Annotated in this window: 14 protein-coding genes and 1 tRNA gene; all 15 read left to right on the top strand. The window is 60.3% G+C overall.

Translation table 11 applies throughout. The features are described 5' to 3' along the window. Window positions 1-116 precede the first annotated feature (116 nt). The 15 genes from ACQ4WO_RS05830 to nuoH all read left to right on the top strand — a co-directional run bounded on the left by ACQ4WO_RS05830 (window position 117) and on the right by nuoH (window position 12,553). Window positions 117-326, top strand: a complete 210-nt coding sequence (locus tag ACQ4WO_RS05830; RefSeq protein WP_128142474.1) for a hypothetical protein — start codon at window positions 117-119, stop codon at window positions 324-326. Window positions 327-435: 109 nt separating this feature from the next. Then, complete coding sequence (locus ACQ4WO_RS05835) at window positions 436-1,197, top strand: GIN domain-containing protein (protein WP_128142475.1); 762 nt, start codon at window positions 436-438, stop codon at window positions 1,195-1,197. A 62-nt stretch (window positions 1,198-1,259) separates the two neighbouring features. Beyond that, window positions 1,260-1,868, top strand: coding sequence for a tetratricopeptide repeat protein (locus ACQ4WO_RS05840; RefSeq protein ID WP_128142476.1), 609 nt, complete (start codon window positions 1,260-1,262; stop codon window positions 1,866-1,868). Between the two features lie 69 nt (window positions 1,869-1,937). Further along, window positions 1,938-2,918, top strand: coding sequence for an NAD(P)H-quinone oxidoreductase (locus ACQ4WO_RS05845; protein ID WP_436480570.1), 981 nt, complete (start codon window positions 1,938-1,940; stop codon window positions 2,916-2,918). 72 nt (window positions 2,919-2,990) lie between these two features. Next, entirely contained in the window at window positions 2,991-3,740 is a 750-nt protein-coding gene (gene tpiA, locus ACQ4WO_RS05850) for a triose-phosphate isomerase (protein ID WP_436480571.1), read from the top strand. 28 nt (window positions 3,741-3,768) lie between these two features. Beyond that, the gene (gene secG, locus ACQ4WO_RS05855) at window positions 3,769-4,173 is read left to right on the top strand and encodes a preprotein translocase subunit SecG (RefSeq protein ID WP_034749996.1); all 405 of its coding nucleotides are present in this window, start codon (window positions 3,769-3,771) and stop codon (window positions 4,171-4,173) included. 192 nt (window positions 4,174-4,365) lie between these two features. Beyond that, a tRNA-Leu gene (locus ACQ4WO_RS05860) sits at window positions 4,366-4,450 on the top strand. 177 nt (window positions 4,451-4,627) lie between these two features. Next, window positions 4,628-4,987 (top strand): NADH-quinone oxidoreductase subunit A, encoded by a 360-nt coding sequence (locus tag ACQ4WO_RS05865; protein ID WP_010399734.1) that lies wholly within the window; start codon window positions 4,628-4,630, stop codon window positions 4,985-4,987. A gap of 3 nt (window positions 4,988-4,990) precedes the next feature. Then, a complete protein-coding gene (locus tag ACQ4WO_RS05870; protein WP_010399733.1) occupies window positions 4,991-5,467 on the top strand; it encodes a NuoB/complex I 20 kDa subunit family protein in 477 nt (158 codons plus the stop codon). Window positions 5,468-5,484: 17 nt separating this feature from the next. Further along, window positions 5,485-6,078, top strand: a complete 594-nt coding sequence (locus tag ACQ4WO_RS05875) for an NADH-quinone oxidoreductase subunit C (protein WP_436480572.1) — start codon at window positions 5,485-5,487, stop codon at window positions 6,076-6,078. Then, window positions 6,078-7,331, top strand: coding sequence for an NADH-quinone oxidoreductase subunit D (locus ACQ4WO_RS05880; RefSeq protein ID WP_034749992.1), 1,254 nt, complete (start codon window positions 6,078-6,080; stop codon window positions 7,329-7,331). The genes ACQ4WO_RS05875 and ACQ4WO_RS05880 overlap by 1 nt, the downstream gene beginning before the upstream one ends. A 12-nt stretch (window positions 7,332-7,343) precedes the next feature. Beyond that, window positions 7,344-7,823, top strand: coding sequence for an NADH-quinone oxidoreductase subunit NuoE (nuoE, locus tag ACQ4WO_RS05885; RefSeq protein WP_034749989.1), 480 nt, complete (start codon window positions 7,344-7,346; stop codon window positions 7,821-7,823). Beyond that, window positions 7,820-9,115 (top strand): NADH-quinone oxidoreductase subunit NuoF, encoded by a 1,296-nt coding sequence (gene nuoF, locus ACQ4WO_RS05890; protein WP_436480573.1) that lies wholly within the window; start codon window positions 7,820-7,822, stop codon window positions 9,113-9,115. The genes nuoE and nuoF overlap by 4 nt, the downstream gene beginning before the upstream one ends. A gap of 22 nt (window positions 9,116-9,137) precedes the next feature. Next, a complete protein-coding gene (gene nuoG, locus ACQ4WO_RS05895) occupies window positions 9,138-11,471 on the top strand; it encodes an NADH-quinone oxidoreductase subunit NuoG (protein ID WP_436480574.1) in 2,334 nt (777 codons plus the stop codon). After that, on the top strand, window positions 11,471-12,553 hold the full coding sequence (gene nuoH / locus ACQ4WO_RS05900) for an NADH-quinone oxidoreductase subunit NuoH (protein WP_139089907.1): 1,083 nt from the start codon (window positions 11,471-11,473) through the stop codon (window positions 12,551-12,553). The genes nuoG and nuoH overlap by 1 nt, the downstream gene beginning before the upstream one ends. Window positions 12,554-12,555: the final 2 nt, after the last annotated feature.

Consider the following 12,555-nt stretch of genomic DNA (forward strand, 5'->3'; position numbering starts at 1 on the left):
TGTCAGGCCAGCCTGCCAAAAATGCAGTTCGTCGCAATCGGCGTGTCTGCCGGGGGCGGTATGGCTATAGTGACACCATACCGCAAGCCCACTGCCAGACACCCGAGGAGAACAACATGAACGTCGCTAAAAACATGGAAGTCATTGCCGTTGCCGCCGCCATCCTGCTTGGCGCCAGCTGCTACGCCATCGCCCCGGCCGCCCCGGCCCTGCAAGTGGCCAGTTCCACGGCCACTCTGGCCGCGCCAGCGAACAAGGCTGCCATGCAAGTGGTGGTCGTCAAGGCCAAGCGCCTGAGCGCTGCCGAAAAAGCCCGTTTCGCCTGATTGATTGTCAGCCGTTTTCGGCGCTGATACAGTGTTGGTCAATGGCAATGCGCGCAAGCCCCACGAGGGTGCCGCGACACATAAAAACAAGATACCGAGGATGCACTACATGAAAAAGATACTGCAATTGGCGCTGCTGTTCCTGGCGACATTGGGCCTGGTGCGCGGCGTGGCCGCCGAGACCCGTTTGCTGGAAATGCGCAACGTCGACGCCCGCGTGGTGCGCGTCAAGCTCGATGGCGTGATGGAAGTGCGCATTCGCCAGGGCAACGTGGCTTCGCTGAGCATCACGGCCGACAAGCGCTACATCGCCGATGTCAGCACGGCGCAAAGCGGCGACACCCTGCACATCGAAACGGAAGTGCGCGGCTTCAAGATCGGCCCGTCGTCGATCCGCGCCGACCTGGTCCTGCCGAACTTACGCGAACTGAGCTCGGAAGGCTTTGGCAGCACCGACATCACGGGTTTCAAGGGCGAGGAACTGACCCTGTCGCTGGAAGGGGCGGGCAGCATCAAGCTGGTGGGCGATTACCGCAAGCTCAATGCCAGCCTGGGCGGCGTGGGCAGCATGCAGATATGGATAGGCAACAATGAGCGGGCGGAACTGGACCTGCAGGGCGCGGGCTCGGTGATGCTGGGTGGACGCGGACGTATCCTGCAAGCGAGCCTGGGCGGCCTGGGCAGCCTGAATGCGCAGCAGTTCGAAGCCGATGCCGTCAACCTGGAATTGAGCGGCCTGGGCAATGCCACGGTGAATGCCCATACGAATGCCAAGCTGAATCTGAGCGGACTCGGTTCGGTGGTGGTGTACGGCAAGCCGGCCAACCGCGATGTCAGCGTCGAGGGCCTGGGCAAAGTCAGCTGGAAGTAAAAGCATCCTGTCGCAGGCCTTTGGCAGGACAAGAACAAGTAGTCAGACCACATCCCATTCCGATGAAAAAACTGATCATTACATTACTCATGCTGTTGACGATACAGCTACCCGCGCGGGCTGGCTTCGCCGAAGGCGCCAGCGCCTACAACAACAAGAATTACGCGCTGGCCTACAAGGAAATCCTGCCGCTGGCCAAGACCGGCAGCGCCGATGCCCAGCATTTGCTGGGCTTGATGTATTACATGGGACGCGGCTTGCCGCAGGATTACAAGCAAGCCATGTTCTGGCACCGCAAGGCAGCCGACCAGGGTAAGGCCGACGCCCAGTATGTGGTGGGTGCCATGTATTACACGGGCAACGCCGTGCTGCAGGATCACAAGCAGGCCGTCAGCTGGTTCCGCAAGGCGGCCGAGCAGAACCACGCGGAGGCGCAGCAGGTGCTGGGCCTGATGTACCGCTACCACATGGGTGGCGTGCCGCAGGATAACGTCATCGCTTACATGCTGTGGAATTTGGCGGCCGCGAATGGCAACGCGAATGCGGCCGACCAGCGCGCCGCCGTGGTGCGCAAGATGACGCATGAGCAAGTCGAGGAAGGGCAGGCCCTGTCGGCGAAATGGAAGCCGGGCACGCCGCTGCCGCGCCAGTCGAAGACGGGCGGCGCATAGGCAGGGCCCTCGCTGCAAGGGTGGACGGCTTGGCGTACAATCGCCGTTTTCCCTTGAAAGAGTCCCGCCATGCGTGCAGTTGCCATCAGCCAGCCAGGTCCCGCCGACGTTTTGCAGATTGCGGAACGTCCCATGCCGCAATATAAAGCGGGCGAACTGCTGATCAAGGTGCACGCGGCCGGCATCAACCGTCCCGACGTGCTGCAACGCCTGGGCAAGTACGCGCCGCCAGCCGGCGCGTCCGATTTGCCGGGCCTGGAAGTGGCGGGCGAAGTCGTCGATGGCGATTTCACCAATACCGCATTCAAGAAGGGCGACCTCGTCTGCGCGCTGGTGCAGGGCGGCGGCTATGCCGAGTACTGCGCCGCACCCGCCGGCCAGTGCCTGCCCTTGCCGCACGGCTTGACTGCGCTGGAAGGCGCGTCCCTGCCGGAAAACTTCTTTACCGTCTGGAGCAATGTCTTCGACCGCTGCGCGCTGGCCGACGGCGAAACGTTATTGGTGCAGGGCGGCACGTCCGGCATTGGCGTGACGGCCATTCAATTGGCGGCCGCGCTGGGCCACCGCGTGTTCGCCACGGCAGGCAGCGACGAGAAGGCGCGCGCCTGCGAAGCGCTGGGCGCCGAACGGGGCATCAATTACCGCACGGAAGATTTCGTCGCCGTCGTCAAGGAATTGACCGGAGGCAAGGGCGTCGACGTCATCCTCGATATGGTCGGCGGCGACTACCTGCCGCGCGAAATCGATTGCCTGGCAGACGATGGCCGCATCGGCCTGATCGCCGTGCAGGGCGGCACCAGGGCGGAACTGGACCTGGGTAGCTTGCTGCGCCGTCGCCTGACGGTGACGGGTTCCACCTTGCGTCCCCGTTCCATCGCCTTCAAGGCGGCCATCGCGAACCATCTGCGCACGGCCGTCTGGCCGCTGATCGAGGCGGGCAAGATCAAGCCCGTGATCTATAAAACTTTCCCCTTGGAAAAAGCCAGCGAGGCGCATGCCTTGATGGAAGCGAGCACGCACGTGGGCAAGATCATGTTGCAAGTTGCTTGAAACGGGGCACTGCCTGTTTGACCGGCATCAGTGCCGGAGTTAGAATGACGGGTTATTAGAATTTAGGCTACTATGCGTCGCAAACTCGTCGTCGGAAATTGGAAAATGAACGGCAGTCGCACCTCGAACGCGGTGTTATTGTCTCAAATAGTTGCTGGCCTGGCTGCCTCTGGCGCCGCCAGCGCCGTCTGTGTGCCGGCGCCGTATCTGGCGCAGTGCCAGGCGCAATTGGCAGGCACGGCTCTCGGCTGGGGTGCGCAGGATGTGTCCGCGCATGCCAGTGGCGCCTACACGGGAGAAGTCTCGACCGCCATGCTGCAGGATTTCGGCTGCGGCTATGTGGTGATCGGGCATTCCGAGCGCCGCGCCTACCATGGCGAGAGCGATGCGCAAGTGGCGGCCAAGACGGTTGTGGCGCTGGCGGCGGGCATCACGCCCATCGTCTGCATCGGCGAAACGCTGGCGCAGCGCGAAGCGGGCCAGACCGACGCTGTCGTGGCGCAGCAGCTGGGCGCCGTGCTGGCGGCGATTTCCGCCGACGACGTGGCGAAACTGGTACTGGCCTATGAGCCAGTCTGGGCCATCGGCACGGGCAAGACGGCCACGCCGCAAATGGCGCAGGACGTGCATCAGGTGTTGCGCGGCCAGCTGGCGGCAAAGAATGCGGTGGCAGCGGCCGGCGTGCAGATCCTGTACGGCGGCAGCATGAAGCCGGAGAACGCAAAAGAATTGATGGCGATGCCGGATATCGATGGCGGTCTGATCGGTGGAGCAGCATTGAAGGCGGCGGATTTCCTGGCAATTATTCACGCCGCTGATTGAATTAATTTAAACTAAGAATGGAATTGCAATGAACATGATGTTCAATCTGGTAGTGGTAGTACAGGTTATTTCGGCATTGTCGATTATCGCGCTGGTGTTGTTGCAGCACGGTAAGGGCGCCGACATGGGCGCCGCCTTCGGTTCGGGCGCCTCGGGCAGCCTGTTCGGTGCGACGGGTTCGTCTAACTTCATGTCGAAATCGACGGGCGTCGCCGCCGCGATCTTCTTCGGCGCCACCCTGGCCCTGTCGCTGATGGCCAATCAGCGCGCCACGACGGTCGGCGGCGGCGTGATGGATAAAGTCGTCAAGCCAGTGCCGGTCACCGGCGCGGGCGCGATCCCGACGACGGTGCCTGCGGCAGCTCCGGCTGCCAGCGCTCCAGCGGCGGCGGCACCGGTTGCCAGCACCCCGGCAGGCGCGATTCCGAAGTAATTTTTGTATGAGCTCGATACCTCATCGAGAGTAATTCTCATTACGGGCAGATTATTGCTCAATGTTTCAGCAGTGCGGCAGGAAAAAATCGTGACGCGCTGGAAGATGTAAAAATTTATCGTTTTTATCTGTGTTTTGATGCATTTGTGCATTAACTTTAGCGGCAAAGCAGAGTAGAATACGGGCCTTACCGCCGACGTGGTGAAATTGGTAGACACGCTATCTTGAGGGGGTAGTGGCGAAAGCTGTACGAGTTCGAGTCTCGTCGTCGGCACCAGAAATCAGAAGCCAGCAACGGCGCACGAGCCATGGCTCGTACAAAGTTGCTGGCTTTTTTTACGAGGATGTGTCGTTCGATCCTGGTCTTAGCTTTGATTGGGGTCGTGCGTTAGATACGCTGCAAATGATCGCAGTGTCCTCATTTAACCGATCGTTCAATATAAGCTCATCAATCGTGAACCTCGAAAATTACTTCCCCGTCCTGCTGTTCATTATTATCGGCCTTGGTGTCGGTATCGCTCCCCAGCTCCTGGGGCGCCTGTTAGGTCCTAACAAGCCTGACGCAGCAAAACTCTCCCCGTACGAATGTGGTTTTGAAGCATTCGAAGACGCGCGCATGAAATTTGATGTGCGCTACTATCTGGTCGCAATCCTGTTTATTTTGTTCGATCTGGAAACGGCATTCTTTTTCCCATGGGGCGTTGCAATGCGCGACCTGGGCTGGGCCGGTTTCGTCACGATGATGGTGTTCATCGCTGAATTCGTGGTCGGATTTTGGTACATTTGGAAGAAAGGTGCCCTTGACTGGGAATAAGCCATGGCTATTGAAGGCGTATTAAGCGAAGGTTTCATCACCACCTCGGCCGACAAGCTGATCAACTGGGCGCGCACCGGGTCTATGTTCCCGATGACGTTCGGTCTGGCCTGCTGTGCGGTCGAAATGATGCATGTGGGCGCAGCCCGCTACGATATGGACCGTTTCGGCGTCGTGTTTCGTCCGTCGCCGCGTCAGTCCGACGTCATGATCGTTGCCGGCACCCTGTGCAACAAGATGGCGCCGGCCCTGCGCAAGGTCTACGACCAGATGGCAGAGCCACGCTGGGTCATCTCGATGGGTTCCTGCGCCAATGGCGGCGGGTACTACCATTATTCCTATTCCGTGGTGCGCGGTTGCGACCGCATCGTGCCCGTCGACGTGTATGTGCCTGGCTGTCCTCCGACCGCTGAAGCCTTGCTGTACGGCATCATGCAGTTGCAGAACAAGATCAAGCGTACCAGCACGATCGCACGCTAACGGGGCCGCTTCAGATTATGACAACACATTTAGAAGTATTGCAAAACGCCCTCGGCACTGCCCTGGGCGATCGCGTTAGCACGACGGTTGCGCTGGGCGAAGTCACCCTGCTCGTCAAGGCCGAGGACTACCTGGCCGTGATGCAGACCTTGCGCGACGATCCGACCCTGCATTTCGAGCAATTGCTCGACCTGTGCGGCGTCGACTACTCGACCTATGGCGACGGTAGCTGGGATGGCCTGCGTTTCGCGGCCGTCTCGCACTTGCTGTCGGTCAAGCACAACTGGCGCGTGCGCGTGCGCGTGTTCGCGCCGGACGACGACATGCCGCTGCTGCCCTCCGTGGTCGGTATCTGGCGCGCCGTCAACTGGTACGAGCGCGAAGCGTTCGATTTGCTGGGCATCCTCTTCGAAGGCCACAACGATTTGCGCCGCCTGCTGACCGACTACGGTTTCATCGGCCATCCGTTCCGCAAGGATTTCCCCGTCTCCGGCTATGTCGAGATGCGTTACGATCCGGAACAAAAGCGCGTGATTTACCAGCCCGTGACGATCGAGCCGCGGGAAAACGTGCCGCGCGTGATCCGCGAAGAACATTACGGGATGAAATAATGGCTGAGATTAAGAACTACACCCTGAACTTTGGGCCACAGCATCCGGCCGCGCACGGTGTGCTGCGCCTGGTGCTGGAGATGGATGGCGAAGTCATTCAGCGCGCCGACCCGCATATCGGCCTGCTGCACCGCGCCACCGAAAAGCTGGCCGAACAAAAGACCTACCTGCAATCCGTGCCGTACATGGACCGTCTCGACTATGTGTCGATGATGTGCAATGAACACGCGTATGTGATGGCCATCGAAAAGATGCTGGGCCTGGAAGTGCCGCTGCGCGCGCAATACATCCGCGTCATGTTCGACGAGATGACGCGTATCCTGAATCACCTGATGTGGCTCGGCACCCACGCGCTGGACGTTGGCGCCATGGGCCCGTTCCTGTATTGCTTCCGCGACCGCGAAGACTTGTTCGACGCCTACGAGGCAGTCTCGGGCGCGCGCATGCACGCGGCCTACTACCGTCCGGGCGGCGTGTACCGCGACCTGCCGGACGCGATGCCGCAGCACAAGGCCTCGATCATCCGCAACGCCAAGGCGATCGGCAAGCTGAACGAAAACCGCCAGGGCTCGCTGCTGGACTTCATCGAAGACTTCGCGCGCCGTTTCCCGAACTCGGTGGATGAGTACGAAACCCTGCTGACCGACAACCGTATCTGGAAACAGCGTACCGTCGGCATCGGCGTGGTCTCGCCGGAAGATGCGCTGGCCATGGGCTTTACGGGCGCGATGCTGCGCGGCTCGGGCGTGCAGTGGGACTTGCGCAAGAAACAGCCGTACGAAGTGTACGACCTGATGGATTTCGACATTCCTATCGGCACCAATGGCGATTGCTATGACCGCTACCTGGTCCGCGTGGAAGAGTTGCGCCAGTCGAACCGCATCATCAAGCAATGCGTGGAGTGGCTGCGCAACAATGAAGGCCCTGTCATGACCAGCAACCGCAAGGTGGCGCCTCCGGGCCGTGTCGACATGAAGACCAACATGGAGTCCTTGATTCACCACTTCAAGCTGTTTACGGAAGGTTTCCACGTGCCGCCAGGCGAGGCCTACAGCGCCGTGGAGCACCCGAAGGGCGAGTTCGGCGTGTACCTGGTGTCCGATGGCGCCAACAAGCCGTACCGCATGAAACTGCGCGCGCCAGACTACGCCCACTTGCAGTCGCTCGACGAAATGGCGCGTGGGCACATGCTTGCCGACGCCGTGACCATCATCGGGACGCAAGATATCGTGTTCGGCAGTATTGACCGCTAAGAGGCAAAAAGTATGTTGTTATCAGAACAATGCTATAAGAAAATTGACCGCGAGCTGGCCAAGTACCCGGCCGACCAGCGTCAGTCGGCCGTCATGGCCGCGCTGGCCCATGCCCAGGATGAACTGGGCTGGCTGGCGCCGGAAACCATGAAGGAACTGGCCGATTACATCGGCATGCCGGCGATTGCCGTGCAGGAAGTGGCCACGTTCTACAATATGTACAACGTGAAACCCGTGGGCAAGCACAAGATCACCGTGTGCACCAACCTGCCATGCGCCCTGTCGGGCGGCGTGCGCGCTGCAGACTACCTGAAGCAGAAACTGGGTATCGATTTCCGCGAAACCACCGCAGACGGCCAGTTCACCCTGGTTGAAGGCGAGTGCATGGGTGCTTGCGGCGATGCGCCTGTCTTGCTGGTCAGTAATAAAACCATGTGCAGCTGGATGTCGAACGAGAAGATCGACGCCATGCTGGAGGAACTCAAGAAATGACGTCACTCCACAACCGCCATATCGATCCATTGATCCTGAAGGATCTGGATGGCAAGAACTGGCATTTGCAAGATTATGTGAACCGCGGCGGCTATTCGGCCCTGCGGCGTATCCTGGAAGAGAACATCACGCCGGAACAGATCATCGCCGACCTCAAGGCGTCGTCCTTGCGCGGCCGTGGCGGCGCGGGTTTCCCTACCGGCTTGAAGTGGAGCTTCATGCCGCGCCAGTTCCCGGGCCAGAAATACCTCGTCTGCAATACAGATGAAGGCGAACCGGGCACTTTCAAGGACCGCGACATCATTCGTTACAATCCCCATGCCCTGATCGAAGGCATGGCCATTGGCGCTTATGCGATGGGCATCACCGTCGGCTACAACTATATCCACGGTGAAATCTTCCAGGAATACCTGCGTTTCGAAGAAGCGCTGGAAGAGGCGCGCGCCGCCGGCTTCCTGGGCGACAAGATCATGGGCAGCGAGTTCTCGTTCCAGTTGCATGCGCACCATGGTTATGGCGCCTACATCTGCGGCGAAGAAACGGCCCTGCTCGAATCGCTGGAAGGCAAGAAAGGCCAGCCGCGCTTCAAGCCGCCTTTCCCTGCCTCGTTTGGCCTGTACGGCAAGCCGACGACGATCAACAACACGGAAACCTTCGCGGCCGTGCCATTCGTGCTGAACATCGGTCCAGAGAAATACCTGGCGATGGGCAAGCCGAACAATGGCGGTTCGAAGATCTTCTCGATCTCGGGCGACGTGGAAAAACCGGGCAACTATGAAGTGCCGCTCGGCACCCCGTTTGCGACCCTGCTGGAACTGGCAGGCGGCATGCGCGGTGGGAAAAAGATCAAGGCCGTGATCCCTGGCGGTTCGTCCGCTCCGGTGATCCGCGGCGACATCATGATGCAGACCGACTTGGACTACGACTCGATCGCGAAAGCTGGTTCGATGCTGGGTTCGGGCGCCGTCATCGTGATGGACGAAACACGCTGCATGGTAAAGGCGCTGGAACGCCTGTCCTACTTCTACTTTGAAGAATCGTGCGGCCAGTGTACGCCTTGCCGTGAAGGCACAGGCTGGATGTACCGCATGGTGCACCGCATCGAGCAGGGGCAGGGTCGTCCAGACGACCTGGACATGCTCAACTCGATCGCCGACAACATCCAGGGCCGCACCATTTGCGCGCTGGGCGATGCGGCTGCCATGCCGGTACGGGCCTTCATTAAGAATTTCCGTGAAGAATTTGAATATCATATCGAGCACAAGCATTGCTTAGTGCCCGCATATATCTAAGCTGCGTCAGGTAACGATCACCATGGTTGAAATCGAAATAGACGGCAAAAAAGTCGAAGTCCCTGCTGGTAGCATGGTGATGGACGCCGCCAACAAATTGGGAACCTACATTCCGCACTTCTGCTATCACAAGAAATTGTCGATCGCAGCGAACTGCCGCATGTGCCTGGTCGAAGTGGAAAAGGCGCCCAAGCCTTTGCCCGCTTGTGCGACCCCGGTCAGTGCCGGCATGATCGTGCGCTCCGCCAGCGATAAAGCTGTGCAGGCGCAAAAGTCGGTCATGGAATTCTTGCTGATTAACCACCCGCTCGATTGCCCGATCTGCGATCAGGGCGGCGAATGCCAGTTGCAAGACTTGGCAGTGGGCTACGGCAAGAGCGAATCACGCTACAAGGAAGACAAGCGCGTCGTCACGCCGAAGGAAGCCGGCCCGCTGGTTTCCATGCAGGAAATGTCGCGCTGCATCCAGTGCACCCGCTGCGTACGCTTTGGCCAGGAAGTGGCCGGCGTGATGGAGCTGGGCATGATCGGCCGCGGCGAACACTCGGAAATCGTGTCGTTTGTCGGCCAGTCGGTCGACTCTGAACTGTCGGGCAACATGATCGACCTGTGCCCGGTCGGCGCACTGACCTCGAAGCCGTTCCGTTACAGCGCCCGTACGTGGGAACTGTCGCGCCGCAAATCGGTCAGCCCGCATGATGGCCTCGGTTCGAACCTGATCGTGCAAGTGAAAGCTGGCAAGGTCAAGCGCGTATTGCCGCTGGAAAACGAAGCTGTCAACGAGTGCTGGATCTCGGACAAGGACCGTTTCTCGTACGAAGCGCTGGACAGCGCCGAACGCCTGACGACCCCGATGCTGAAACAAGGCAACGAGTGGAAAGAAGTCGATTGGCAAACCGCGCTGGAATACGTGGCGCACGGCCTGAAAAACATCAAGCACGAACATGGCGCCGACGCCATCGCCGCGCTGGCAACGCCGCATTCGACCGTCGAAGAGCTGGTCCTGCTGCAAAAAGTGGCCAACGGTCTCGGTTCCGAGAACGTCGACTTCCGCCTGCGCCAGACCGACTTCGCGCTCGACGCTGGCGTCAAGCCATGGCTGGGCATGCCGATCAGCGAATTTGGCCAGATCAAGCGCGCCTTCGTCATCGGCTCGTTCCTGCGCAAGGATCACCCATTGCTGGCCACGCGTTTGCGCGCGTCCGTCAAGGGCGGCGCCAAGCTGTCGATCCTGCACGCCTCCGACGATGATCAACTGATCACCATCGCCAACAAGATGATCGTCGCACCTAGCGATTGGCTGGCGGCCTTGTCGGAAGTGGTCGTCGCTGTTGCGAAAGCCAAAGAAATCGCCGCGCCAGCCGGTTTTGAAGCGGTCGCCGCTTCGGACGTGGCAGTGGCCATCGCCGCCAGCCTGATGGCTGGCGACAACGGCGCCGTGCTGCTGGGTAACGCGGCAACGCAACACCCGCAAGCGTCGCAACTGCATGCTGCCGCGCAATGGATCGCCGAACAGACGGGCGCCAAGCTCGGTTACCTGACGGAAGCGGCCAACACGGTTGGCGCGCACCTGGTCGCCAAGCCGCGCGCCAATGTGCAAGCAGCGTTTGCCGTACCGAAAAAAGCCTACGTGCTGCTGCACGCCGAGCCGGAATTCGATGCCGCCAATCCGCAAGCGGCCCGCGCCGCCCTGGATGGCGCCGACATGGTCGTGGCCATGTCCGCCTTCAAGCACGGCATGGAGTACGCCGATGTCTTGCTGCCGATCTCGCCGTTCGCCGAAACCTCGGGTACCTTCGTGAACTGCGAAGGCCGCGCGCAAAGCTTTAACGGCACCGTCAAACCGCTGGCGGAAACCCGTCCAGCCTGGAAAGTGCTGCGCGTCCTGGGCAACATCCTGGGCCTGGCCGGTTTCGACTACGACACCTCCGAAGCGATCCGCGACGAAGCGTTTGGCGCCGGCGTGACCGACCTGTCGGCACAGCTGAACAACATCGCCAAGAACGCACCGGAAGCGGCAACGTATGCACCGGCTTCGCCAGCGCTGCAACGCATCGCCGACGTGCCGATCTACTTCGCCGACGCGCTGGTACGCCGCTCCGAACCGCTGCAACGCACGGTCGATGGCGCCGCGCCGCAAGCGCACCTGTCCGCCGAACTGGCTGGCAAGCTGGGCATCAAGGCGGGCGACAAGGTCAAAGTGGCGCAAGGCTCCGGCAGCGCCATCCTGGTGGCGGCAATTCACGCCGGCCTGCCAGCCAATGTGGTCAAAGTGTCGGCGGCGCATGCCTCGACGGCTGGACTGGGCGGCATGTTCGGTGACATCACAGTTGAAACAGCAGAGGGGAAAATCTGATGGCTCTGCCTGAATTTGTAAACGTCATCAACAGCGGCGGCCAGGATTTGCTGGGCGGCTCGTGGCCGTTCTTCTGGACCCTGATCAAGATCCTGTGCGTGCTGTTGCCGCTGATGGGCCTGGTTGCTTACCTGACCTTGTGGGAACGCAAGCTGATCGGCTGGATCCAGATCCGCGTCGGCCCGAACCGCGTCGGTCCACTGGGCTTGCTGCAGCCGATCGCCGATGCGCTGAAGCTCCTGTTCAAAGAGATCATCATCCCGTCCAAGGCCGCCAAGGGCCTGTTCGTGATCGGTCCGATCATGACCATCATGCCGGCCCTGGCCGCCTGGTCGGTCGTGCCGTTCGGTCCGCAAGCCGTGCTGGCCAACGTCAACGCGGGTTTGCTGATGCTGCTGGCGATTACCTCGATGGAAGTCTACGGCATCATCATCGCCGGCTGGGCCTCGAACTCGAAGTACTCGTTCATGGGCGCCATGCGCGCTTCGGCGCAGATGATTTCGTATGAAATCCCGATGGGCTTCGTGATGGTCATCGTGCTGATGGTCTCGGGCAGCCTGAACTTCATCGACATCGTCGGCGGCCAGCAAATCGGCTACTTCGCCGACAAGGGCGTGAACTTCATGTCGTGGAACTGGCTGCCGCTGCTGCCGATGTTCGTCATCTACCTGGTGTCGGGCCTGGCTGAAGCCAACCGTCACCCGTTCGACGTCGTCGAAGGCGAATCGGAAATCGTTGCCGGCCATATGGTCGAGTACTCGGGCATGGCCTACGCCATGTTCATGCTGGCCGAATACGCCAACATGATCCTGATCGGCGCGCTGGCTTCGATCATGTTCCTCGGTGGCTGGTCCGCACCATTTGCCTTCCTCGAGTTCTGGGGTGGTTTCGGCGGCTTCTTCTGGCTGTTCGCCAAGACCTTCTTCATCGTGTCGGTGTTCATCTGGGTGCGCGGTACTTTCCCACGCTACCGTTATGACCAGATCATGCGCCTCGGCTGGAAAGTGTTTATCCCGTTGACGCTGGTCTACCTGGTCTTCGTCGCTGCCTGGATGCAGACATCCTGGAATATTTGGAAGTAAGA

The organism is Janthinobacterium aestuarii, assembly GCF_051380835.1.
In the GTDB taxonomy this organism is placed as follows: Bacteria; Pseudomonadota; Gammaproteobacteria; order Burkholderiales; family Burkholderiaceae_D; genus Janthinobacterium; species Janthinobacterium aestuarii.

What these genes read in the sequence shown, in the direction of transcription:
- ACQ4WO_RS05830 (WP_128142474.1), top strand. Translation starts at nt 117, where the DNA reads ATGAACGTCGCTAAAAACATGGAAGTCATTGCCGTTGCCGCCGCCATC.
- ACQ4WO_RS05835 (WP_128142475.1), top strand. Translation starts at nt 436, where the DNA reads ATGAAAAAGATACTGCAATTGGCGCTGCTGTTCCTGGCGACATTGGGC.
- ACQ4WO_RS05840 (WP_128142476.1), top strand. Translation starts at nt 1,260, where the DNA reads ATGAAAAAACTGATCATTACATTACTCATGCTGTTGACGATACAGCTA.
- ACQ4WO_RS05845 (WP_436480570.1), top strand. Translation starts at nt 1,938, where the DNA reads ATGCGTGCAGTTGCCATCAGCCAGCCAGGTCCCGCCGACGTTTTGCAG.
- tpiA (WP_436480571.1), top strand. Translation starts at nt 2,991, where the DNA reads ATGCGTCGCAAACTCGTCGTCGGAAATTGGAAAATGAACGGCAGTCGC.
- secG (WP_034749996.1), top strand. Translation starts at nt 3,769, where the DNA reads ATGAACATGATGTTCAATCTGGTAGTGGTAGTACAGGTTATTTCGGCA.
- ACQ4WO_RS05870 (WP_010399733.1), top strand. Translation starts at nt 4,991, where the DNA reads ATGGCTATTGAAGGCGTATTAAGCGAAGGTTTCATCACCACCTCGGCC.
- ACQ4WO_RS05875 (WP_436480572.1), top strand. Translation starts at nt 5,485, where the DNA reads ATGACAACACATTTAGAAGTATTGCAAAACGCCCTCGGCACTGCCCTG.
- ACQ4WO_RS05880 (WP_034749992.1), top strand. Translation starts at nt 6,078, where the DNA reads ATGGCTGAGATTAAGAACTACACCCTGAACTTTGGGCCACAGCATCCG.
- nuoE (WP_034749989.1), top strand. Translation starts at nt 7,344, where the DNA reads ATGTTGTTATCAGAACAATGCTATAAGAAAATTGACCGCGAGCTGGCC.
- nuoF (WP_436480573.1), top strand. Translation starts at nt 7,820, where the DNA reads ATGACGTCACTCCACAACCGCCATATCGATCCATTGATCCTGAAGGAT.
- nuoG (WP_436480574.1), top strand. Translation starts at nt 9,138, where the DNA reads ATGGTTGAAATCGAAATAGACGGCAAAAAAGTCGAAGTCCCTGCTGGT.
- nuoH (WP_139089907.1), top strand. Translation starts at nt 11,471, where the DNA reads ATGGCTCTGCCTGAATTTGTAAACGTCATCAACAGCGGCGGCCAGGAT.